This window comes from Luteimonas sp. RIT-PG2_3, from assembly GCF_054902115.1.
The window spans coordinates 336,515-359,776 of sequence record NZ_JBUBPF010000003.1 but is presented as its reverse complement, the minus strand read 5'-3'; the positions used below and the strand labels follow the sequence as shown (position 1 = coordinate 359,776).

The following is a 23,262-nucleotide window of genomic DNA, read 5'->3' as shown; positions in this document are numbered from 1 at the left end:
CGGCCAAAGCCGGGGCCGATGGCCCCGGCGCCCGCATCCACCTGCACACATTGCCCACCCATCCTTGTCACTACTTCAAGAAATGTTATGTTATATCAATTCATTTCATTGGGGTAGGCAGTGCGAAATCTTCTGGCGGTGGCGGTCGTTCTGGGACTGGGGATGGCGCCATGGCGCATGGCGGAGGCACGCGAGGGCGTGGCCGCGCCCGAAGCAGACGCGCATGCAGACGCTCGTGCCTCGATCGATGCCAGTACCGCGACCGAACTGGATGTGGTGACCGTCTATGGCCGTCGCATCGGGCGGATTCCGGGGGAGACCGCGACAAAGTCCGGTGCCGCCGTGCTGGAAACCCCGTTCAGCGTCAACATCGTGCCGCGCGAACTGCTGGACCTGCGCAACGTGTCCAACATCGGACAGGCCGTCGAAACGGTCAGCGGCGTGCAGCGCACGATCGGGTTCTCGGGCAACCAGCGTTTCCGCATCCGCGGCTTCCAGGCCATCAGCACGTTGCGCGACGGCTTCCGCCAGAGCGTCTCGCAACCGGAAATCGACCTGCAGGGCATCGACAGCATCGAAGTGCTGAAGGGGCCGGCGTCGGCGTTGTATGGCCGCTTCGAGCCCGGCGGCGTCATCAATTTCGTATCCAAGCGCCCGCAGGAGGCGTTCGCCGCGCAGGCATCGCTGACATCGGGATCGGACCAGTACACGCGCGCAGGCATCGACGTCGGCGGTCCCCTGGACAGCGGCGGCACGTGGCTGGGCCGCTTCAATGCCAGCTATGAGGATGCCGGCAGCTTCCGCGAGTTCGTCGACAACCGCCAGCTGTTCGTATCGCCCGTGCTCGAATGGCGTCCGGATGCGGATACCAGCCTGCTGCTGCGCATCGAATACATCGAGCGCGATGCCGCGTTCGATCGTGGCTTCGGCAACAGTCCGTTGTTCCTCGATCAGCCGATCAGCCGCAACTACGGCGAGCCGTTCATGCGTGTCGAGAAGCAGCAATGGACGACCGTCATCGAGTTCAACCGGCAGTTGAACGACGCCTGGCGGCTGCGACTGGGTACGTTCTGGTCGTATGTCGACGTGCCCCGCGAACGCTTCTTCAACTATGGCTTCCCGACGCTGTCGGGCACCTCGATCAGCCGCAATTTCATCCGCTACCACGAGCAACAGAAAGACGTGACGGCTCAGGCCGAACTGTATGGCGCGCTGGCAACCGGGCCGGTCCGGCATGCCGTGCTGGCCGGCGTCGAACGCGTCAGCGATCGCCTGGCCTATCTGGACGGCACGATCGCCTACGGCAATCCTATCGACCTGCATCAGCCGCAGCACGGCGCGCGCCCCCGCGACGAGGTCCCGACCGGCGACAGTCGCTACGACTACCGCAGCAGCGCGTTGTACCTGCAGGACGAAATGACCTGGGCGCGATGGCGGCTGCTGCTGGGTGGCCGCTTCGACCGTACCGAGACGGTGTCGTTCTACACCGGCGGCATCGATCCGGCGATCACACGGCGCGATTCGCCGTTCTCCCCTCGCGCCGGACTGACCTTTCTGGCCACGCCGGACGTGTCGTTGTATGCCAGCTGGGCGCGCTCGTTCCGCAACGAGGCCGATGCCGGGCTGCTGGAAAGCGGGGTGACCCCGGCACCCACGCGCGGCGACCAGCGCGAACTCGGGATCAAGTCGCTGCTGCTCGATGGCCGCGTCGAGACGACGCTGGCCCTGTTCGACCTGCGCAAGCAGAACGCGGTGGTAGCCGACCCGCTGGACTGGAACCGCGTGCTGCAGACCGGCGAGCTGCGCGTGCGCGGCGTCGAGGCCGAGGTGTCCGCGCGTCCGTTCGATGCGCTGACGCTGGTGGCGTCGTATGCGTTCTCGGACGCGACGATCACCGAAGACACCAGCCCCCTGCTGGTCGGCAACCGCCTCGCCGGCGTTCCGCGCCACCAGGCCAGCCTGTGGGCGACGTGGTCGTTCGATGGCCGCCTGCGCGGCTTGAGCGTCGGCGGTGGCGTGTTCCATGCCAGTGAGCAGGCGGCGACCACGTCCAACAGCTTCTTCCTGCCCGCGTACACGCGCCTGGACCTCAATGCGCGCTACGTGTTTGGCGACGGCATCGACATCCTGCTCAACCTCGACAACGTCACCGGCGAGCGCTACTTCATGACCGGCGGGTTCTCGCAGATCTATCCGCAGGCCCCGCGCACTGCGCGCCTGACGCTGTCCAAGCGCTGGTGAGCGGCAAGCCCGGCGGAGGAGCTGGCGCCTGGCGCGCCGCCGCGCGGGTCGCCACGGTGCGACCCGCGCTCCCGGGTTAAAATCACCGGCTTTCCCACGCCGCGAGCCCCCGCATGGCCTGTCGCACCCGCTTTGCCCCCAGTCCCACCGGCTACCTGCATATCGGCGGCGCGCGCACCGCGCTGTACTGCTGGCTGGAGTCGCGGCGCCGTGGCGGCGAGTTCATCCTGCGCATCGAGGACACGGACCGGGAGCGCAGCACGCAGGCCGCGATCGACGCGATCCTGGACGCGATGGCCTGGCTGGGGCTGGACTACGACGAAGGCCCGATCTACCAGACCCATCGCCTGGCGCGCTATCGCGAGGCCGCCGAGCGCCTGGTCGCCGAAGGCAAGGCCTACTACGCCTACGAGTCGAAGGAAGAACTCGACGCGATGCGCGAGGACGCGATGGCGGCCGGCGAGAAGCCGCGCTACAACGGCGCCTGGCGCGACCGCAGCGATGCGGCGCTGCACGAGGCGCGGCGCGACGATCCCAATCGCGTGATCCGGCTGAAGAATCCGCAGGACGGCAGCGTGGCCTGGGACGACAAGGTCAAGGGCCGCATCGAGATCGCCAACAGCGAGCTCGACGACCTGGTGATCTTCCGGCCCGATGGATACGCGACCTACAACTTCGCGGTGGTCATCGATGATGTCGACATGCGCATCACCGATGTCGTGCGTGGCGACGACCACGTCAACAACACGCCACGGCAGATCAACATCTATCGCGCGCTCGGCGCCGACGTGCCGTCGTTCGCGCATCTGCCGATGATCCTCGACGAGCAGGGCGCCAAGCTGTCCAAGCGCACCGGCGCGGCCGACGTCATGCAGTACCGCGATGCCGGCTACCTGCCGCATGCGTTGCTGAACTACCTGGTGCGGCTGGGCTGGTCGCATGGCGACCAGGAGATCTTCTCGATCGACGAGATGAAGCAGCTGTTCGACCTCAAGGACGTCAACGCCAAGGCCTCGCGCTTGGATCCGGCCAAGCTCGGCTGGCTGAACCAGCAATATCTGAAGTCGGATGCGCCCGAGGACGTTGCCGTGCACCTGGACTGGCACCTGCGCAACGCCGGATACGACCTCGCCTCGGGCCCTGCTGCGGCCGACCTGGTGGTCGCGCTGCGCGACCGCGTGCAGACGCTGGCGGAAATGGCCGAGCGTGCGGCGGTGTGGTTCTCGCCGCTGACCGAGTACGACGCTGCCGCCGTGGCGAAGCACCTCAAGGATGCCGCGCGTGCGCCGTTGACCGATGCCCGCGAGCGCCTGGCCGCATTGCCGGACTGGAATGTCGATGCGGTGTCGGCCGCATTGCATGCCTGCGCCGAAGCGCTGGGCATCGGCATGGGCAAGGTCGCGCAGCCGCTGCGCGTGGCGATGACCGGTACCCAGGTCAGCCCGGACATCTCGCACACCGTGTACTTGGCGGGCCAACAGCAGGCGTTGCAGCGCATCGATGCCGCGCTGGCGCGGATTGCCGTCGATCCAGCCTGAACGCGAAGGGAGGATCTTCGGCCGGGCGCGCGCCAGACTTGAGTCGGCGCCCGATCGCTCCCATCATCCCTGCATGGACGAGACTTCCCACAGCTGCACCGACCCCCATCACCACGTCGACGACGCGGCGGCGTTCGTGCATGCGGTCGAGCGGGCCTGCGGCGAACGCGGCCTGCGCCTGACCCCGATCCGGGCGCACGTGCTGCGCCTGATCGCCGATGCCGGCAAGCCGCTCAAGGCCTATGACCTGCTCGACCAGGTCCGCGATGGCGACGGCCCGGGGGCAGCGGCGCCGCCGACGGTCTATCGCGCGCTGGATTTCCTGCTGGCCAATGGCTTCATCCACAAGCTGCAGTCGGTCAATGCCTTCGTCGCCTGCCACCATCCCAACAGCGCGCAGCACTCGGTGCCGTTCCTGATCTGCGACAGCTGCCACAGCGCGGTGGAACTGGAAGACGAAGTGGTCGTGGCCTCGCTCGACGAGCGCGCCCGCGCGCTGGGATTCGTGCCGCAGGCGCAGACGCTTGAAGTCCATGGCCTGTGCGCCAGCTGCGCACCGGCGCAGCGCTGACATCGCAATCGCAGTCGCGCGAACAGCACACCAGCACTAGACGTTACTAGCAGACTGGTGCCTGACACGCGTCGATGCGCGTGCAGGCATCGCAGGCGCCGCCGTCTCAGTGCGCAGCGGCAGGCGCAGGTGCCGCGGGTTGCAGATGCGCCTCGCGGATTGGCAGGTTGATCGCGGCTGCCAGCAACGCCAGCACCATGTCGGCGTACCACATCCACGTATAGCTGCCGAGGTGCTCGATCGCCAGGCCGCCCAGCCATGCGCCGAAGAACGCGCCGGTCTGGTGCGACAGCAGGGTCAGTCCGAACAGGGTGCCGAGGTAGCGGGGTCCGAACAGTTTGCCGACCAGTCCGGCGGTCGGCGGCACTGTGGCCAGCCAGGTCATGCCCAGCGCCGCGGAGAAGGCGAAGAACACCATCGGCGTCGGCGGCGACAGCAGGTACAGCCCGATGATCAACGCGCGGCTGGCGTAGATCAGTGTCAACAGCCATTTCATGCGGAAGCGGTTCCCCAGCCAGCCGGTACCGATGCTGCCGGCGATGTTGAACAGTCCGATCAGCGCCAGCGAGATCGCCGAGACGTTCGGCGACAGGCCGCAGGTCGCGATCTCGGTCGGCAGGTGGGTGACCAGGAATGCGATGTGGAAGCCGCAGGTCAGGAAGCCCAGGTGCAGGCACCAGTAGCTGCGGTCGCGCAAGGCAATGCGCAATTGCTGGCGAAGGCCGATGTCGTCGGCCGCGGGGCCGGGCGCAGCGCCGCCGACCACGGCCGCGGACCTCCTGCGACGCAGCGGCCAGGCCAGCGGCAACGTCGCCAGGGCCGTCAACGCCATGGCCCACATCGCCGCCATCCAGCCGAAGGCGCCGATCATCGTCTGCGCGAACGGTGCGTAGAGGAACTGACCGAACGATCCGCCGGCATTGATGACGCCCGACGCCATCGAGCGGCGCTCGGCGGGCAGCTCGCGTGCGGTCGCGCCGATCAGGATCGAGAAGCTGCCGGCCCCGGCGCCTGCGGCACTGACCAGTCCCAAGGTCAGCAGCAGGCCCCAGTCGCTGGCGAACAACGGGGCCATCGCCATGCCCGAGAACAGCAGCAGTCCGCCCGCGACCAGCACGCGGCCGCTGCCGCGCTGGTCGGCGATCGCGCCGAACACCGGCTGCACCGCGCCCCAGACGAATTGCCCGACCGCCAGCGCGAAGCTGATCGCCGCGATGCCGATGCCGGTGTCGCGCGCGATCGGCTGCATGAACAGGCCCAGCGATTGGCGGGCACCCATCGTGATCATCATCATCGCGGTGGCGGCCAGCACCAGCGGCCAGTAGCGCACGACCGCGACGGAGGGGGAGGGCTGGCTCATTGCGTCAGTTGTCCGGTGGCGTGGTCGAGGGCGGCGTGCAGTTGGGAGACCTGCTCGTGTCCAAGCAGGGCTTCGATATCGGTCTGCGTTTCGTGCCAGAGCGGTCTGGCGGCGGCGATGACCTCTGCGCCGGCCGACGTGACCTCGATGCGCCGCTGGCGGGCATCGTCTTCGCTGCTGCGCAGTACGACCCAGCCGGCCGCGACCAGCGGCTTGAGGTCGCGGCTGAGTGTCGTGCGATCCATGCCCAGTTCCAGCGCCAACACGCTGATCGATTTCGGCTCCACCTGCGCGCGGCGCAGGATCGCGAACTGGTTGACGTTGACGCCGGCCGGCGCCAGCGCCTGGTCGTAGCGCTGGGTCATCAGCCGGGTCAGCTTGCGCAGCCGGTGGCAGCTGCAGCCGAACACCAGGGGAGGGGACGTGGGGGAGGCGGACACGGCGGGTTCCTGTGCGAAACAAGCGTGTATATACACTTATATCAACGCATGGACAAGCAAAAGGCGTAGCCGGCCGTTGCCGATATCGGCCGGTGGGAGGCGGCGCGGAGCGGGGAGGTATCCGGGCAGGGCCTTGGTGCACATACGCGGCAACAGGGCTTTTCGGTGTTTCGACGGATACCGTAGACGAATTGTTATGATATACCATATCAAGTTCGGGCCGATTCGATCGTCCTCCGACTCCGACAGCCCGACTTCCCTGAACCACAGCGCGGACCTCCATGACCCACAGACACCACCCCCTCGGCATCGCCGTCAAGTTCGTCCTCCTCGGATCGGTGGCCCTTGCCGGCCCCACGATGGCGCAGCGCGCCCCGGCGACCGCCAGTGACGACACCGTCGACCTGCCCACGCTCAATGTCGTCGCCATCGGTGAAAACCCGAACCGTATCGCCGCCCCGTTCAGCGTGGTGGATGCCGACGACCTGATCTCGCGTGGCGCCGGCACCCTGGGCGAAGCGCTCGATAACCTGCCCGGCGTGCATGTCGATTCGTTCGGCGGCGGCGCCAGCCGTCCGGTGATCCGCGGCCAGGTCGGTCCGCGCGTCAAGGTGCTGTCCGACAGCACGTCGATCCTGGATGCGTCCGACATCTCTCCCGATCACGCCGTCAGCGTCGATCCCCTGCTCGGCGAGCGCATCGAGGTGCTGCGTGGCCCGGCGACGCTGCTGTATGGCGGCGGCGCGATCGGCGGCGTGGTCAATGTCATCGACAACAAGATCCCCACCGAACTGCCGACCGGCGGTTTCGATGGCCGCGTGATCATGCGCGGCAACAGCGTGGCGGACGAGAAGGCGTTCGCCGGCGCGGTGTCGGCGCAGGTCGGCTCCAACCTGGTGCTGCATGCCGAAGGCTCGTCGCGCGACGCCAAGGACTACCGCGCGCCGGACCTGGACGAGGCGCGCGTCGACGGCACGTTCGCCGAATCCAAGAACGCAAGCGTCGGCCTGTCGTGGGTGACGCCCAATGGCTACGTCGGCCTGGCCTATTCCTACCGCGACGACCACTACGGACTGCCCGGCCACAACCACGAATACGAAGGCTGCCATCCGCACGGCACCGCCCTGCATTGCGGCAGCCATGAAGACGATGGCGATGACCACGATCATGACCACGAGCACGAGCATGGCGATGTGCCGGTCATCGACCTGGTCAGCAAGCGTTTCGACGTCCGCGGCGAGTATCGTGATCCGTTCGCCGGCATCAGCCGCATCCGCTTCCGCGCCAGCCACACCGACTACCAGCACGAAGAACTGGAAGACGGCGAGGTCTCGACGACGTTCAAGAACAAGGGCTACGAAACGCGCGTGGAAGTCGAGCATGCGCGGGTCGGCGACTGGACCGGCGTGATCGGCCTGCAGCATTCCGACACGCGCTTCAGCGCCGAAGGCGCCGAGTCGTTCATGCCCAAGGTCGATACGCGTTCGACCGGGCTGTTCCTGGTCGAGCATTTCGAACCCAACGAACAATGGCATTTCGAGCTCGGCGCGCGCCAGGAATGGCTGGAACACACGCCGGTCGACGACGCCCGCAATCGTCCGCGCTTCGACGACACCGCGACGTCGCTGGCCGCCGCCGTGGTCTGGTCGTTCCGGCCCGACCTGTCGCTGACGTTCTCGGCCGCGCATTCCGAACGCCTGCCGCATGCCCAGGAGCTGTACGCCCGCGGCGTCCACCTGGCCACCAACACCTACGAGTGCGGCCTGCTGCCGAGCGCATTGACCTGCGGCGGTGCTGTCAATGATGCGGCCTTCGGCAAGGAGTCTTCGCGCAACTACGAGCTGACCCTGCGCAAGACCGCCGGCGACGTCACCTTCAGCCTCGGCGCGTTCTCCAACAAGATCGACGACTACATCTACGCGCGCACGCTGGACCGCTACGAGGACTTCCGCCTGATCAAGTACTCGCAGCGCGATGCCGAGTTCCGCGGCTTTGAGGCCGAGGTCAGCCTGCACCTCAGCGATGCGCTGACCACGACGGTGTTCGCAGACCGCGTGCAGGCGACGTTCGCCGACGGCGGCGGCAACGTGCCGCGCATCCCCGCGGCGCGCTTCGGCGGTCGCGTCAATGTCGGCAGCGGCCCGTTCACCGGCGAGCTGGAGCTGTACCACGTCAACCGGCAGGACAACATCGATGATTTCGAATCGGTCACGCCCAGCCACGACATGTTGAACCTGACGTTGAACTACCGCCTGCCCGATGGCCGGACGCGGCTGTTCGTGCGCGGTGCCAACCTGCTCGACGAGCAGATCTGGAACCACGCCTCGTTCCTGGCCAGCACCATCCCGCTGCCGGGTCGCAATGTCAGCTTCGGCGTCAGCTACGACTTCTAAGCACCTGTCCACGATGTTGCGACGCTTGCCATCCTGCGCACGTGCGGTGCTCGAAAGAGCCGCCTGGAGCGGTTCTGGACAGCGCATGGCGCTGGCCCGAAGGGTGGCCGCCATGGAGGGCGGTCACGGTGCTCATGAACATGTTGGTTGACAGGCACATGCACTGCGCTTTCTGCCTGCTCTCCACGCAATGCACGTCACGCGCAACCTGCTCGCGCTCGCGACAGATCGTGGTCAGGCGCTGATGTCGTTGTACGACCGCATCACCGCGCTCCACGGCCATCTGCCGTGGGGCGCGGTGCTCGATGCCGGCACCGGGCGCGGTTCGATGCGCTGGCTGCTGGCACAGGACACCGAGCGCTGGACCGCGATCACCGGGTCCAGCGCGATGGCCGACAAGACCCGGATCGAGCTCGGCGATCGCGGCCGTGAGCAGGACCGCATCGTCGTCGGCAACTGGGTCGATCCCGGATTGCTGGCCGGGGAACGCTACGACACCGTGCTGGCCGATTACCTGCTGGGCGCGATCGAAGGCTTCGCGCCGTACTGGCAGGGGCAACTGTTCCAGCGCCTGCGTCCGCTGGTCACGCGCAGGCTGTATGTCGTCGGCCTGGAGCCCTACGTCCACGATGTGCCCACCGAGGCCGACGCGCGCCTGGTCAACGAGATTGGACGCCTGCGCGATGCCTGCCTGCTGATCGCCCGGGACCAGCCGTATCGCGAATACCCGCTGGAATGGACGCTGCGCCAGCTCGACACCGCCGGATTCCGCGTCATCGATGCCGAGCGCATTCCGATCCGTTACGGCGAACGGTTCGTGCACAGCCAGCTGGACATGTGCACGCAGGCGGTCGGCCGCTGGCAGGACCGCGCGCTGGCGGTGGCGATGCTGGCGCATATCGCCGACCTGCGCCGTCGGGCGTTGGCCCACCTGCACCGCGAGGGTGGGCTGCGCCATGGCCACGACTACATCGTCGTCGCCGAGCCACGATGAGTGCAGGGTGGGCGGATTCAGGGCTGTCGCGCAGTTTTGATAGGCACTTCTGAGGCGCTCATCGTGCGTCCACCCGCATGCGGCGCAGGACCCGCCGCCCGATCCGCGCGTTTGTGCGCCGCAGCGTTTCGCTGGAGTACACTAGACAAAGACAATGGATGTTATAATGTTACATCAATCGCCGCCCCCGCAGAACGACATGTCCACTGAGTCATCCACCCTCCGCCAGGCTGACCGCCTCGGATTTGCCGCCTCCTTCCTGTGCGCGATCCATTGCGCGCTGGTGCCGATCCTGTTGGCGCTGCTGCCCGCATTCGGCCTGAATGTGGGCGGCTGGATCGATATCGACCAGGCGTTCGTGGTGTTCGCGACGCTGCTGGGCGCCACCACGCTGACGCTGGGCTATCGCCGCCACCGCGCATTCCGGGCCTGGGCGCTGCTGCTGCCGGGACTGGGGCTGGTCTGGGTCGGCTCGTTCACGGTGCTGCACAACCATGGCATCGCGCACGCAGTGGTGATGACCCTGGGCGGGTTGATGCTGGCCGGTGCCCATCTGCTGAACCTCAAGCTTTCGCATGCGGCCTCGGCACCACGATAAGGACGGGGCCGCGCGCAGGGCGGGAACTGCCCGCTCGTGCTAGCATTCGCGGCCTGCGGCACGTCCGCACGACACATGCAAAGACAAGATCAGGAGCAGGACCATGGGTAAGGGCGACCGCAAGACAGCCAAGGGCAAGCGCTACAACTCCAGCTACGGCAATGCCCGTTCGCAGGTGACCAAGAAGACGACCGGTGCGGCCGACGCCCCGGTGGCCAAGAAGTCCGCAGCCAAGGCTCCGGCCAAGAAGGTCGTGAAGAAGGCTGCTGCCTGATTCGATGATCTTCGGTCGACGGGTTCGATGGCGTCCGCGCTGTCGACCGCGGCAACGAAAAGCCCCGCAATGCGGGGCTTTTTTGTGTCTGCGGATCCTGCGTGCAACCCCCGCGATCCCCGCGAGGCCATCACGCGTCCATCGCAGTCGCAGGCTGCCGGGCGCTGGCCCGACAGCCCGGTGCTGCAACCCGGTGCCGTCAGCGCTTGCTGCTGCCGTCTTCGACCGCGCGCCAGACGCGCAACAGGTTCTCGCCGAGCACCTTGCGGATGTCCGCATCGGAGTAACCGCGTGCCTGCAGCCCGGCGACGAAGTTCGGGAAGTCGGCCACCGTGCGCAGCGTGGTCGGCAACGCGCCGTCGACGCCATCGAAGTCGGAACCGATGCCGACGTGGTCGATGCCGATCAGCTTGATGCCGTAGTCGATCTGCTCGAGCACCGCTTCGATCAGGGTTTCAGGCGTCGGGTGGGCCTTGTCCCACGCGTCGGAGAACGCCTTGAAATCTTCCTTCGGCTTGCCTTCCGCGGCCAGCGCATCGTTGCGCTTGTTGAAATCGTTGACGGCGCGGTAGTAGGCCTGGATGTCGGCGGCAGCGACCGGATTGACGAACGCGGTACCGAACGGCACCTGCACCACGCCCCCCTTGGCGGCGACCGCCTTGGCCAGCTCGTCGCTGATGTTGCGCTCGAAGTTGGGCGTGAAGTGGCGGAATGCGGAATGGCTCGCGATCACCGGCACCTTGCTGAGCTTGATCGCCTCGGCCGCCGAGGCATCGCCCAGGTGCGAGACATCGACCATGATGCCCAGGCGGTTCATCTCGGCCACGACCTGGCGGCCGAACGGGCTCAGCCCGTTCCACTGCTTCACCTGGACGTAGGAGGAGTCGCTGATGCGGTTGTTGGCGCTGTGGGCCAGCGTGATGTAGCGCACGCCGCGATCGAAGAAGACCTGCAGTTGTGCGAGATCGTCGCCGAGCGGCGCGCCGTTCTCCATGCCCAGCGGCAGCAGCACCTTGCCACCGGCGCGCAGGCGCTCGACATCGCGCGGCGAGGTCAGGATCGCGAACTTGTCGGGGTTGCGCTGCACCGCGGCCTCGACGGCATCGATCTGCGCATGCGCGGCCTGGCGGGCCTGCCCGGAGGCGTCCTGACCGGCCGAGGTGTAGATCGACATGAAGGCGACGTCGAGCCCGCCTTCGCGCGCGCGCGGGTAGTCGAACTCGCGGTCCGGCGACAGCTTGCCGATGTCGGCCCATTTCTCGACCAGCGCTCCGGGCGCGTCGATGTGGGTGTCGACGATGATCGCGTCCTGCGCGAGCTTGCGCGCGGCGTCGTCGGCAGCGAGCGAGGCGCCTGCCAGCGTGGCGAGGCAGCACGCGAGGGCGGCGGCGAGGGGAGCGGGACGCACGAGGGATGCAAGACGCATGGTGACTCCTGGGAGTTGGGACGCAACGGAAGACGGGACCGCGGAACGCAAGCGCGGCATCGCGGCAGCCATCGCCCGATTGTATGCATTCGCATCCGCTGCCGTCCCGGGTGACAATACCTAAATGGATGCCAGCCCCCTGATGCGGGACCGCCAGCCCCTGGCCACCGCCATCGTCCTGCAGCGCGCCGCAACGTGCCGATGCATGCTGACGCATGGACCTGGCCGTGCTTGCCCATCGCCCGCAGGACGTCGCCACGACGCCGCCAGCCCTCCCTCGATGCCCGGTGCCGCCTGCGCCCGCAGGGCCTTGATCCTGATCAAGTCGCTACCGTGCCGGCGTCACTACACTTCATGCAGGTGCCCTGACGGATGCAGCAGATGACGAGCACACGCAGCCTTGAACGCGAGGAATGCATGGAAGGCATGGAACGCGTGGACGTTGCGATCGTCGGCGCCGGGCCTTCCGGCCTGGGTTTCGCGCGCTCGCTGTCGGGCAGCGGCCTGTCGGTGCGCCTGCTGGAGAAGCAGCCGCTGGACGCGCTGCGGGTGCCCGCATTCGACGGGCGTGAGATCGCATTGACGCACACCTCGCGCGGCCTGCTGCAGGCGCTGGATATCTGGGGTCGGATCGCGCCCGGGGAGATCTCGCCGTTGCGCGATGCCAGAGTCCTCAACGGTCCGTCGCTGTTCGCGCTGGACATCACCGCAGGCGATGGCCGCGAGTCGGAACTGGGCTGGCTGGTCCCGAACGACCTGATCCGCAAGGCCGCCTACGACAGCGTCGCCGATTGCGCCGATGTCGGCATCCAGGCAGGCGTGAGTGTGAAGTCGATCGAGCAGGTCGAGGGCGCGGCACGGCTGGGGCTCGATGACGGCAGCCACGTCGAGGCGCGGCTCGTAGTCGCGGCCGACAGCCGGTTTTCCGAGACCCGCCGGATGATGGGCATCGGCGCGCAGATGCGCGATTTCGGCAAGAGCATGATGGTCTGCCGGGTCAGCCACGAACATCCGCACGGACACGTAGCCTGGGAATGGTTCGACTACGGGCAGACGCTGGCGTTGCTGCCGCTCAATGGCGACCGCGCATCCGTCGTGCTGACGCTGCCGCAGCGCGAGATGCAACGGCTGCAGGCCATGGACGACAGCGCGCTGGGCCGGGATTTCGAACGCCGCTTCGATGGACGCCTGGGCTGGATGGACGTCATCAGCCGCCCGCATTGCTATCCGCTGGTCGGTGTCTATGCGGATCGTTTCGTCGGGCCACGCTACGCATTGCTCGGCGATGCGGCGGTGGGTATGCATCCGGTGACCGCGCATGGTTTCAACTTCGGACTGCTGGGGCAGGCACGCCTGTCGCGCGAGATCCTGCGCGCGCATCGGCGTGGCGAGGACTTCGCCGCGCCGACGGTGCTGGCGCGCTACCAGTGGGGTCACCGGCTCGCGACGCGCCCCCTGTACCTGGCGACGCAGATGGTCGCAGGGCTCTACACCGACGATCGCGTGCCCGCGCGGCTGGTGCGCAATACCGCGCTGCGGCTTGCCCATCATGTCGCGCCGTTCCGGCAATTGATCGCGGGGCACCTGACGCGCGGTTGAGGCGGCCGGCCGGCGCTTTCGAATCTGGAAAGCGAAGCAGTACACGCCGCGCTGCGCTAGCGACGCTCGGCGCTGAACAGGTCCGTGCGCGGCCATGCGCCTTCCAGGCTCAGCAGGAATTCCTTGGTCGGCAGCCCGCCGCCGTATCCGGTCAGCGTGCCGTCCGCACCGATGACGCGATGGCAGGGCACGAAGATCGACAGCGGATTGCGGCCATTGGCAGCGCCGACCGCGCGTACCGCCGACGGCTTGCCGATGCGTGCCGCGAGTTCGCCATAGCCCAATGTCCTGCCATAGGGAATCGTTGTCAGGGCCTTCCACACCTCGCACTGGAACGCGGTGCCCTGCGGTGCCAGTGGCAGGTCGAAATCGCGCAGCGTTCCTGCGAAATAGGCATCGAGCTGCGCGCGCGCGCGCTGCAACAGCGGATGGTCGCCCTGTTGCCAGCGGGCGTCGCGGCGGACCGGGTGACGGCTTTCGCCGAACTCCAGCGCATGCAGGCCGGCATCGGTGGTCGCCAGCATCAACGGGCCGACCGGGCTGTCGAACGTGGTCCAGGTGATCATCGGGTGGCTCCTTTGGAATCGGGTGGGGTGGGGACATCCTTCGGCCGTGGCATCGCGTCGCGCCACAGCTGGATGACCGCATAGGCGCGCCAGGGTCGCCATTGTTCGGCATGTGCCAGCAGCGCCTTCGCGCCCAGGCGGCTGCCATCGTCGGGCAGGGCGCGCTGCAGCACGAGATCCTCCGCCGGGAACGCGTCGGGGTGTCCCAGGGCGCGCATCGCGATGTACTGCGCGGTCCAGGGGCCGATGCCGGGCAGTGCGATCCAGCGCCGGGTGAAGTCGTCCAGCGTGCGCTCGACGCGAAAGTCCACGCGGCCTTCCAGCAGCGCGGCCGAAACGGTACGGATCGTCTGCGCGCGGGCGCGGGTCAGGCCGATCGCGGACAGGTCGGCGTCGACCAGTTGCTGCGGACGCGGGAACAGGTGCGCGAAACCCAGTTCCGCCAACGCGGGCGGCAATGGATCGCCGAAGCGCTGCGATACGCGCGCGGTAACGGTGCGTGCCGCGGCGACGCTGACCTGTTGTCCGATGATCGCGCGCATCGCGATCTCGAAGCCATCCCAGCCGCTCGGCAGGCGCAGGCCCGGTGCGCGCTGCACCAGCGTAGCCAGGCGTGGATCCTTCGACAGCGCCTGCGCGATCACCTGCGGGTCGGCATCGAGGTCGAACATCCGGCGGACGCGGTTGACCACGTCCAGCAACTGCGCCGGCGTGCAGCCATGAACCTCCAGCCGCAGCGCATGTTGCGGGGTGCCGTCCTGTGCCGGCCATGCGCTGACGCGCAGCCAGCCGGGTGCGTCGCGGGTGCCGATGACGCGCGTGTACTGCCGTGCATCGACGCGTTCGACGCCGGGCAGGGCGCGCCCGCGCAGGAACGACAGCATCGCGTCGAAATCGTACGGCGGGCGGTAGTTCAGGCGCAGCGACAGGCTTTCGCTGTTGGCGGCCGGCTCGCGCTTGCGCAGGTCGCGCGGTGCCATCCGGTAGGCGTCGCGGAACGTGGTGTTGAAGCGGCGCAGGCTGCCGAAACCCGCGGCCTCGGCCACCTGCGTGATCGGCAACGCGGTTTCGGTCAGCAACTGCTTGGCGAACAGCAGGCGGCGCGTGCCATGCACGCCGATCGGCGGCGCGCCAAGGCGGTCGACGAACAGCCGGCGCAACTGGCGCTCGCCCACGTGCAGGCGTTCGGCGAGGTCGGCCAACGGACCATCGCCGAGCACGCCCTGGTCGATCAATTTCAGGGCGCGCGCGACCACTTCGTCGCCGCGTCGCCAGGCCCCCTCGCTGGGCGACAGTTCGGGCCGGCAGCGCAGGCAGGGGCGGAAGCCTGCCGCTTCGGCGGCGGCCGCGCTGGCGTGATAGACCACGTTCTCACGACGCGGCGGCCGCGCCGGACAGACCGGCCGGCAGTAGATGCCGGTACTGGTGACCGCTGTGAAGAACAACCCGTCGAAACGGGCGTCGCGGCTCAGCCGGGCCTGTTCGCAGACGGCGGGGGCGGGAAGGGTGGCGGGTTGTGACATGCCTGCAGGCTAGCACCCGGGCCACGCCGGGACTCGCCGGATTCGGACATCAATGTCGGATCGTTGCGTCGGGCTTCAGCGCCGGCAGCAGGGGACCCAGCTCGCCATCGCCGGGCTGGGCGGGCAGCCCGAGCAGGTGCATCAGCAGCGGATAGATGTCGACGTTGTCGAACGCCGGCAGGACCACGCCATTGTGAAACGCCGGACCCCGGGCGAGGAACACCGCGCGCATCGACGGCAGCGCGGGATCGTAACCGTGCGATCCGCGCGCATGCCCGGCGGCCAGGTGCGCCTGCGCGATCGCACGCGGCAAGGCGTTCCAGCCCTCGTGCATCTGGCAGACGATCGGCGGCACGCGCGGATGCCGGCCGTAGCGCCAGCGTGGCGGCAGCGTGTCCCTGGTCCAGCAATCGTATTGCGGATGCGCGCCCAGCAATCGCCGTGCCGTTGCCTGTTCGCGTCCGGCGCGCGGCACGATGCCGACGACCTGTCCATACGAGACGACCTCGGCCTCCGCCGCGTCGACCAGGTCCTCCGTGGCCAGGGTGTTGCCAAGCGGGACGTCAGCCATGCCGTGGTCGGAGACCACGACCAGGTTCACGCGCGGCTGCAGCCCGCGGGCCGCGATGCCGTCGAGCAGGTGGCCGATCGCCGCGTCGACCTCGCGCAGCGTCGCGCGCAGCTGCGGCGATGACGGCCCGAACTCATGCGCGACGCTGTCGGGCTGTTCGAAGTACAGCGTGATCAGTCGTGGGCGCGTGGCGTCGGGTTCCGACAGCCAGTCCAGCGCGGTCTGCACGCGGACGGGGAGCGTGCGGCTGATGTCGAACGGCAGCCAGCGGCCCGGACGCACGCCCTGCACCGGTGCCTCGCTGCCCGGCCAGGACAGTGTCGCGGTCGGCAGGCCGACGCGTTCGGCCGAGACCCAGACCGGTTCGCCACCCCACCAGCGACCATCGCCGACGGCCTCGCGATTGGACGTCCTGAACCCGCCCAGTTCGGCGTCCTGCATCATGTTGTGGATGATGCCGTGCCGGTCCGGACGCAGACCGGTGACCATGCTGTAGTGGTTCGGAAACGTCAGCGTCGGATACGAGGGATTCATCCATTGCGCGCGCACGCCTTCGTGCGCGAGGTGGTCCAGGCGCGGCGTGTCGCCTTGGCCGAGATAGTCCGGCTTCACGCCGTCCATCGAGATCAGCAGCACGGTGGGAGTGGAGGGGGCGGTAGGGGAAGGCGTCGATGCGCACGCGGCCAGCAGGCAGGCGGCCGCCAGGATCAGCAGGCGTTGGAAAGTCATCGGCGCAGTTTAATCCTTGCCGATGACGGTTTTCTGGCGGGCTTGCCACGGAGGCCGAAGACTGGCGCGCGAGCAACGTGGGCTCCGTCGACGCGCCCGGGGCGCTCGCGTGTCTGCGCGGGTGCGCGCCGTCGCAGTGAACGGACTCCAACCGCCAGCTGCGCTGAATGCGTCGGATGCTTGATTTGTCGGCGCAAATGCCCATCTTGTGCGTACCCGAATGTCCGCTTGAAGGTGTGCCATGAACCGTTTCAGCCAATCCCTGTTGTCCGCCGTGCTGCTGTCCGGCCTGGCGTTCGCCGCATCGGCCCAGTCCGTGCCGCAGGACGAGCCGGAAGAGGCGGGTCGCAACGCCGCCTCGGACCGTGCCAAGCCTGACGATCGCATCTGCATCGAAGAGACCGGCTCGCGCATCGTGTCCGCACGCAACGCCCGTTCCAAGCGCGCCGAAAAGGATTGCGTGTCCGCCGGTGGTCGCGTCTATACCCGCGAGGACATCCAGCGCACCGGATCGACCGACCTCAAGGACGCCTTGCGTCGCCTCGATCCGTCGGTGTTCTGAGCTGCGCGACATCGCCACCGATCCAACGGACGCCCGGCCCAGTGCCGGGCGTCTGCTTTTTTGGTTCTTCTCTGAAGTGGGGAGTTTCGCGTGTCCGCATGGCGCCAAGCAGGAGGCGGCGTCGGCTTTGGAATCCGCGTTGCCCCGTCCGGTCTCGGAGGACCCGTTGTCTTCAACGACTGGGACATGCGGTGAAAGCAACCGGCGCCGCAATCATGACGCGCACGGCAGTGGTCGCGGGCGGAGGCTGCGTCGAGCACGCCATGGATGGCGTGCGCCCGAGTCAGGGCAGGATGCCCTGACCGAGGGAGAGCAGCCTCAGCTCGCGACCACTGCAGATCCGACACCAGCGATTCGGCAATCCTGCGATTTCCAGGGTCCGGCGAAGAGACGCTTTTTTAGGCCCTGCGATCCGTCTGGATGCCGCCGGCAGCTCGCTTACAGATGCGCGGTGACGCGCGGCGGCTGGCCCCAGTCATCGTGGGCGCCGTCCTCGAACCGCAGTGGCGCGGCGGCGTACTCGTCATCGGACACGTCGTCCAGGCAGGCGATGTTGATGCAGACGAAGTCGCCTCCCATCACCGGCTCGCTGGCAGTGACGAACGGGTACACGCCGCAGGTGCCGCAGAACGTGTGGTCGATGCCGGCCTCGCCGAAGCGGTAGTGCGTCAACGCGTCGGCGCCCTGCAGCAGTTGGAAGTCCTCGGCCGGGACGTGGTTCTTCCACATCCGCGTCTTGCGGCAGAACGAGCAATTGCAGCGTAGCGTCGACGAGAACCAAATGCCGGGCCGTCGTTGCGGCGAGCGCTCGCCCTCCGGTGCCAGGTCGATGTCGCAGGCGAAGCGGACGGCGCCGCAGTGGCAACTGCCATGTCGGGTCTTGCGCATGCGATGGTCTCCTGGCCGGGGTGTGGGATCGTGTCGCGAGGGCTCGTGCTGCGAGGACGCGCGTCGCAAGGACGTACGCCTCCAGGCAACCTGAAGCAGGGAACCGCGCCGCAGCGTTGTGGTGGTCGATGTCCGGGCGTCCTATCCTAAACGTCCAGCCTAATGAGGTCTTGACGCTGCGCGGCATGGATCGGAGTGTCGCGATCCCTGAGAACGGCAGCCCTTAGGTTGGCCGCATGGCATCGCGACGGTGGGGTGCGGAAGTCTCTGCACGGCCGGCGATGCCCTCCCGTCCTTGGTGCGCATGCAGCGCGGTCCGTCCCCAGATGCTCAACACACTTGCCATTGCCCAGTACCGCTCGCTGCACGACCTGGTCGTGCCGATGGGCCGCCTGAACCTGGTCACGGGTGCCAACGGCAGCGGCAAATCGAGCCTGTACCGCGCGCTGCGACTACTCGCAGAGACGGCGCAGGGTGGGGTGGTGTCGGCGTTGGCGCGCGAGGGCGGACTCCAGTCGACGCTGTGGGCGGGGCCGGAGGCGATCAGCGCACGCATGCGACGCGGCGAAGTGCCGGTCGAAGGCGGGCCGCGGCAGAAGCCGGTGTCGTTGAAGCTGGGATTCGCCGGCGAGGACTTCGGCTATGCGATCGATCTCGGCCTGCCGACACCGGAGCGGTCGCTGTTCGCGTTCGACCCCGAGGTCAAGCGCGAGGTGATCTGGAGCGGACCGTTCCTGCGCCAGGGCAATGTGCTGGTCGACCGCCGTGGCGCGATGGTGCGCGTCCGCGAAGGACGTGGCTGGCGCGTGGCCGGCGAACATCTGCACAAGTTCGAGAGCCTGTTCGGACAGATCGCCGATCCGCGTCATGCACCGGAGGTGCTGCAGTTGCGCGAGACGATCCGCAACTGGCGGTTCTACGATCATTTTCGCGCCGATGCCGATGCGCCCGCACGGTTGCCGCAACTCGGGACGCGGACGCCGGTGCTGAGTCATGACGGTCGCGACCTCGCGGCGGCCTGGGCAACGATCCGCGAGATCGGCAATCCCGCGGCGCTGGATGCGGCAGTCAGTGATGCGTTTCCCGGCGCGCAGGTCGAGGTCCTGGTCGAAGGCGGGCGCTTCTCGTTGCAGTTCCGCCAGCACGGGTTGCTGCGCGCGCTGTCGGCAGCCGAACTGTCCGATGGCACCCTGCGCTACCTGCTGTGGATTGCCGCATTGCACACGCCGCGCCCGCCGCCGTTGATAGTGCTCAACGAGCCCGAAACCAGCCTGCATCCGGACCTGTTGCCGGCCCTGGCGCGATTGATCGCCGACGCGTCGCGGCGCAGCCAGGTCTGGGTGGTCTCGCATGCCAGCCGGTTGATCGCCGCGCTGGAGCAGGCGCCCGATTGCAACGCGATCCGCCTGGTGAAGCAGGACAGCCAGACCCGTATCGACGGCCAGGGCCTGCTGGATGCGCCGGCCTGGTACTGGCCGGAGCGTTGAGTCGCGCCCCGCGGGGCTGGGGCACGCGCGCAGGCGGTGGAGTGTTGCGCGGCGCGTGCTGATGGCGCCGACAGAAGTCATGCCCCCCAACGGCACGCGGCCATGTCGCCATGGCCCTGCATCATGCGGGCACGGGAGGCGCGGCAGTCGCTGCGCTTCAACGCAGGTTTGGGGGATGGCGATGCATGCCGCAGTGTCGAATGCCGGTGCAGGGCGGGGATCTCCAGCGAGTGCCATCTTGCGCATGTCGGTGCGCGCCTGGTTCGTGGTGGCGGTGGCCGGGCAGCTGATCTTCGCGGCCTATATCCTCGCGTTCTATGGCGGTGCGGTCGTGATCGGCGATCTGTCGATCTGGAACCAGGTGCTGCCCAAGGGCTACGTCGCCGGTGAAACCGCCGGCAACCTCGTCGTCGGCCTGCATGTCCTGCTGGCAGCGATCCTGACGCTGGGCGGGCCGCTGCAACTGATCCCCGCGGTCCGCACGCATGCGCCGCGATTGCATCGCTGGAATGGTCGCCTGTACCTGCTGACCGCCGGGGTCGTCAGCAGCACCGGGCTCGTGATGGTGCTGACACGTGGGGCCGTGGGCGGCACCGTGCAGCACCTGAGCATCAGCTTCAATGCGATCCTGATCCTGCTTTGCGCGGTGCTGGCGTTCCGGCATGCGCTGGCACGTGATATCCGCCGCCATCGTCGCTGGGCGCTGCGCCTGTTCCTGGTCGTCAACGGTGTCTGGTTTTTCCGTGTCGGCCTGATGTTCTGGATCGCAGTCAATGGCGGTCCGGCCGGATTCGATCCCAAGACCTTCGAAGGCCCCGCGCTGATCGTGCTCGGCATCGGCCAGTACGCCTTGCCGTTGCTGGTGCTGCAGGCTTACCTGCATGTGCAGGAGCGGCCGGGCGCCGCCGGCCGTCTGGCGGTCTCAGCCTTGCTGGTCGTGCTGACCCTGGCGATGGGCGTCGGCATCGCGGTGGCGACGATCGGGATGTGGTGGCCGCGCATGTGAGGCGGGCCGCCGTGCCTGTGCCGGGGACCTGGCGAGATCTCGCATGCCGGATGGATGCAGTACTGCGGCGGCCTGCGCCCGGCATTGGTCGGGCGCGGTCTCCGCCCTGCGTCGAACGCAGACGCTGCACCCGTCAATCGATCCTGATCGGCTGCGCGACGCGATTGGCGATGGCCGCATCCATCAGGCGCCAGGCCTCGCGTTGCGCCTGTTCGCCTGCGGCTTTCTGGCGCGCCGCGAGCGCCGCCTGCTCGCGCGCCAGCGTGGCCTGGCGTTGGGCCAGCGGTTGCATGTCCTCGGCGATTGCGCGCTGCCGGGCGGCCAGCGCGGCCATGCGTTCGGCGTACGCGGCATGATCGCGTCGGCTGGCACCTTCGGACGCGAGTTCGGCCTGCTGCATGCCGAGGTCGTCCTGGCGGGAGCCCAGCGCACGCTGCTGTTCGCCCAACTGGCCCTGGCGCTCGCCAAGTTCGCCCTGGGCCTTGCCCAGTCGCTCGACGTCGTCATAGACCTCGCGCAAGCGCGCCAGCGTCGCGGAATCGCGGACCACGTAGCGGACGTTGCCCTTGCGCATCCACAGCAGGTCTTCATTGCCCTTGCGTATCCCCTGTGCCTCGCGCAGTTCGGAGGTAGCGCCCACGGCGATGCTATCGTCGTCGCTGAGCAGCACATAGGCGCGATCGCCGGGCTGCCTGTTCAGTGTGAAGGTGCCGCGCAGCGCGGTGGCATGCGGGGCGATGTCGACGGTCGGGTCGCGCGCCTCGGGCGCTGCACGCGGTGCGGACGGGGCCAGCGGCGCGGTGGGAGCCACGGGTGCCGCCAGTGCGGCATTCGGCGCTGTCACGCTGGTGGTGGGCACAGTTATCGCCCTTGGCGCCGAGACCGGCGCGGGTGCGGCCAGTGGCGCGGCGATGGGGGCGGGTGCCGACAGTGTGGTGGGGGCCGAATGCGGTGCGGTGACGGGGACCGTGGCCGGCGCGGACACTGGTGCGGTGGCAGCGATGATGCGATAGGGCATGACGCCCAGCACGGCGACGGCGCCGATGACGAGCGCGGCAACGATGCGCGGAAGGTGATGCGTGTCGTGCAACATGGTGAGCCTCCTCTTGAGGATGTGGAAGTCGGCCGATGCGCTGGCCAGCCCCGCCCTGGGACGTGGCGCCACGCCGAGGCGCAACAGCAGTTGCCCGTATCGACGGGCGCAATGTCGATGGCCGGCGAGCACGGCGGCGTCGCAGGCGGCTTCGCGCGCAAGGCCGTATTCACGGATGGCCAGGTGCGCGAGCGGGTGGAAGAAGAACAGGTGACGAGCCAGCGAAGGCAGCATTCCCCACCACAGGTCGCCGCGCTGCAGATGCACCAGCTCGTGGGTCAGCGCCATGTCGAGTTCATCGGCCTGCATCGACTGCGCGTGATGCGCGGGCAGCAACAGCACGGGCGCCCAGGGGCCGATCAATTGCGGCGAATCGATCGCGGCGGAGACGCGCAACCGTGGCGCCGCGCGCAGGCCGTGCGCGTCGGCGGCGAGTGCGAGTGCCTGCAGCAGGGCGCGGTCGCGGCATGGTTGCGATTCCCGCAACAGGCGCCGCGTGGCGAGGTAGCCGCGCAGCGTCGCCACGATCATCACGCCGAGGCCGCAGATCCACAGGATCGTGATGGCCAAGGGCCATGGGGTCGCCGGCAGTGCGGCTGACGCGCTGGCGGCAGGCCTCGTGGACGCAGCGGCGTCGGTCGCCATCGCATCGATGCCTGCCAGTGCCATGGGCGGTGTCGACCAGGCGTCGGGCGGTATGCCGATGGCCATCGCCGGCTGCACGGATTGCGCGGGCAGCAGGGGCAATGTCAGCGGGTTCGACCAGAACAGGCCGGCAAGCAACTGCAGCGCGACCAGCCACCACAGCCAGGCACGGGTGTTGGCCGACAGGCGCGGCACGCTGTGGCAGAGCAGCCAGACCACGGCGACCAGCAGGGTCGATTGCACACTGGCGGCCAGCAATCGCGGCAACAACAGATCGCTGACGAATTCGAGCGTCATGTCAGTCCTCCTTGCGCTTGGACTGCAGCGTCGCGACCAGGGCTTCAAGTTCGGCCAGCTCGCTGTCGCTGACCTCGGTGCGCTGCGACATCCAGGCCACGAACGGCGACACCGAGCCCTGCAGGGTCTTCTCGACGAAGCTCCCGACCGCGTTGTGGACGACATCGTCCTGACGCGCGGTCGTCGAGTACCGGTACACGCCGCCATCGACCTGCCGGCGCTTGAGGTAGGCCTTGGCGCGCAGCCGTTCCATCATCGTCAGCACGGTCGAGCGGGCCAGCCCGCGCGCCTCGCCGAACGCGGCGGCGACCTCGCCGACCGATGACTCGCCCTGTTCGGCGAGGTATTGCAGCAGGGCCAGTTCCTGGTCCCCGACGGTCTTGTTGCGCATGCCGGTGCCTTGGTGATTACACGTGTAGTCAATATGCGCGTGACTACAATTGTAGTCAATAGGCGGAAGG

Annotated in this window: 20 protein-coding genes; 11 read left to right on the top strand and 9 right to left on the bottom strand. The window is 68.0% G+C overall.

Features of this window, described 5'->3' with window-relative positions:
• Window positions 1-177: 177 nt before the first annotated feature.
• The 3 genes from ACYX7E_RS06450 (at window position 178) to ACYX7E_RS06440 (ending at window position 4,350) form a co-directional block, all read left to right on the top strand.
• Window positions 178-2,241, top strand: coding sequence for a TonB-dependent siderophore receptor (locus tag ACYX7E_RS06450; RefSeq protein ID WP_462079743.1), 2,064 nt, complete (start codon window positions 178-180; stop codon window positions 2,239-2,241).
• A gap of 113 nt (window positions 2,242-2,354) precedes the next feature.
• Complete coding sequence (gene gltX, locus ACYX7E_RS06445; RefSeq protein WP_462079742.1) at window positions 2,355-3,779, top strand: glutamate--tRNA ligase; 1,425 nt, start codon at window positions 2,355-2,357, stop codon at window positions 3,777-3,779.
• Between the two features lie 73 nt (window positions 3,780-3,852).
• On the top strand, window positions 3,853-4,350 hold the full coding sequence (locus tag ACYX7E_RS06440; protein WP_462079741.1) for a transcriptional repressor: 498 nt from the start codon (window positions 3,853-3,855) through the stop codon (window positions 4,348-4,350).
• Between the two features lie 106 nt (window positions 4,351-4,456).
• Here ACYX7E_RS06440 and ACYX7E_RS06435 read toward each other — a convergent pair whose 3' ends face one another.
• Both ACYX7E_RS06435 and ACYX7E_RS06430 read right to left on the bottom strand, forming a co-directional pair.
• Window positions 4,457-5,710 (bottom strand): MFS transporter, encoded by a 1,254-nt coding sequence (locus ACYX7E_RS06435; protein WP_462079740.1) that lies wholly within the window; start codon window positions 5,708-5,710, stop codon window positions 4,457-4,459.
• Entirely contained in the window at window positions 5,707-6,150 is a 444-nt protein-coding gene (locus ACYX7E_RS06430) for a MarR family winged helix-turn-helix transcriptional regulator (protein WP_462079739.1), read from the bottom strand. The genes ACYX7E_RS06435 and ACYX7E_RS06430 overlap by 4 nt, the downstream gene beginning before the upstream one ends.
• A 281-nt stretch (window positions 6,151-6,431) precedes the next feature.
• Here ACYX7E_RS06430 and ACYX7E_RS06425 point away from each other — a divergent pair, with 281 nt between their 5' ends.
• From ACYX7E_RS06425 to ACYX7E_RS06410, 4 genes are all read left to right on the top strand, one after another.
• On the top strand, window positions 6,432-8,543 hold the full coding sequence (locus tag ACYX7E_RS06425; protein WP_462079738.1) for a TonB-dependent receptor domain-containing protein: 2,112 nt from the start codon (window positions 6,432-6,434) through the stop codon (window positions 8,541-8,543).
• A gap of 190 nt (window positions 8,544-8,733) precedes the next feature.
• Entirely contained in the window at window positions 8,734-9,537 is an 804-nt protein-coding gene (locus tag ACYX7E_RS06420) for a class I SAM-dependent methyltransferase (protein ID WP_462079737.1), read from the top strand.
• A 199-nt stretch (window positions 9,538-9,736) separates the two neighbouring features.
• Window positions 9,737-10,135: a MerC domain-containing protein gene (locus tag ACYX7E_RS06415; RefSeq protein ID WP_462079736.1), complete on the top strand. Its 399-nt coding sequence runs from the start codon at window positions 9,737-9,739 to the stop codon at window positions 10,133-10,135.
• A gap of 103 nt (window positions 10,136-10,238) precedes the next feature.
• Window positions 10,239-10,409, top strand: a complete 171-nt coding sequence (locus ACYX7E_RS06410; RefSeq protein WP_462079735.1) for a 30S ribosomal protein THX — start codon at window positions 10,239-10,241, stop codon at window positions 10,407-10,409.
• A 199-nt stretch (window positions 10,410-10,608) separates the two neighbouring features.
• On the opposite strand, the gene ACYX7E_RS06405 is transcribed toward ACYX7E_RS06410, so the two are convergent.
• Window positions 10,609-11,835 carry a dipeptidase gene (locus tag ACYX7E_RS06405; RefSeq protein WP_462079734.1) on the bottom strand — a complete coding sequence of 409 codons (1,227 nt, stop codon included), beginning with the start codon at window positions 11,833-11,835 and terminating at the stop codon, window positions 10,609-10,611.
• 426 nt (window positions 11,836-12,261) lie between these two features.
• Between ACYX7E_RS06405 and ubiM the strand changes: the two genes are divergently transcribed.
• Window positions 12,262-13,434 carry a 5-demethoxyubiquinol-8 5-hydroxylase UbiM gene (ubiM, locus tag ACYX7E_RS06400; protein WP_462079874.1) on the top strand — a complete coding sequence of 391 codons (1,173 nt, stop codon included), beginning with the start codon at window positions 12,262-12,264 and terminating at the stop codon, window positions 13,432-13,434.
• Between the two features lie 56 nt (window positions 13,435-13,490).
• Here the strand turns inward: ubiM and ACYX7E_RS06395 are convergent, their stop codons facing one another.
• From ACYX7E_RS06395 to ACYX7E_RS06385, 3 genes are read right to left on the bottom strand one after another with little or no spacing between them, the layout of a single operon-like run.
• Entirely contained in the window at window positions 13,491-14,000 is a 510-nt protein-coding gene (locus ACYX7E_RS06395) for a methylated-DNA--[protein]-cysteine S-methyltransferase (RefSeq protein ID WP_462079733.1), read from the bottom strand.
• The gene (locus ACYX7E_RS06390) at window positions 13,997-15,523 is read right to left on the bottom strand and encodes a DNA-3-methyladenine glycosylase 2 family protein (RefSeq protein ID WP_462079732.1); all 1,527 of its coding nucleotides are present in this window, start codon (window positions 15,521-15,523) and stop codon (window positions 13,997-13,999) included. Before ACYX7E_RS06390 ends, ACYX7E_RS06395 begins: the two co-directional genes overlap by 4 nt.
• Before the next feature lie 49 nt (window positions 15,524-15,572).
• On the bottom strand, window positions 15,573-16,823 hold the full coding sequence (locus ACYX7E_RS06385; protein ID WP_462079731.1) for an alkaline phosphatase family protein: 1,251 nt from the start codon (window positions 16,821-16,823) through the stop codon (window positions 15,573-15,575).
• Window positions 16,824-17,064: 241 nt separating this feature from the next.
• Between ACYX7E_RS06385 and ACYX7E_RS06380 the strand changes: the two genes are divergently transcribed.
• Window positions 17,065-17,385, top strand: a complete 321-nt coding sequence (locus ACYX7E_RS06380; RefSeq protein ID WP_462079730.1) for a hypothetical protein — start codon at window positions 17,065-17,067, stop codon at window positions 17,383-17,385.
• Between the two features lie 438 nt (window positions 17,386-17,823).
• Here ACYX7E_RS06380 and ACYX7E_RS06375 read toward each other — a convergent pair whose 3' ends face one another.
• On the bottom strand, window positions 17,824-18,273 hold the full coding sequence (locus ACYX7E_RS06375) for a GFA family protein (RefSeq protein WP_462079729.1): 450 nt from the start codon (window positions 18,271-18,273) through the stop codon (window positions 17,824-17,826).
• Window positions 18,274-18,599: 326 nt separating this feature from the next.
• Here ACYX7E_RS06375 and ACYX7E_RS06370 point away from each other — a divergent pair, with 326 nt between their 5' ends.
• Both ACYX7E_RS06370 and ACYX7E_RS06365 read left to right on the top strand, forming a co-directional pair.
• Window positions 18,600-19,760, top strand: coding sequence for an AAA family ATPase (locus tag ACYX7E_RS06370; protein ID WP_462079728.1), 1,161 nt, complete (start codon window positions 18,600-18,602; stop codon window positions 19,758-19,760).
• A gap of 244 nt (window positions 19,761-20,004) precedes the next feature.
• The gene (locus tag ACYX7E_RS06365; protein ID WP_462079727.1) at window positions 20,005-20,766 is read left to right on the top strand and encodes a DUF2306 domain-containing protein; all 762 of its coding nucleotides are present in this window, start codon (window positions 20,005-20,007) and stop codon (window positions 20,764-20,766) included.
• Between the two features lie 133 nt (window positions 20,767-20,899).
• Here ACYX7E_RS06365 and ACYX7E_RS06360 read toward each other — a convergent pair whose 3' ends face one another.
• Window positions 20,900-22,801, bottom strand: a complete 1,902-nt coding sequence (locus ACYX7E_RS06360; protein WP_462079726.1) for a M56 family metallopeptidase — start codon at window positions 22,799-22,801, stop codon at window positions 20,900-20,902.
• 1 nt (window position 22,802) lies between these two features.
• Window positions 22,803-23,192: a BlaI/MecI/CopY family transcriptional regulator gene (locus ACYX7E_RS06355; RefSeq protein ID WP_462079725.1), complete on the bottom strand. Its 390-nt coding sequence runs from the start codon at window positions 23,190-23,192 to the stop codon at window positions 22,803-22,805.
• Window positions 23,193-23,262 lie beyond the last annotated feature (70 nt).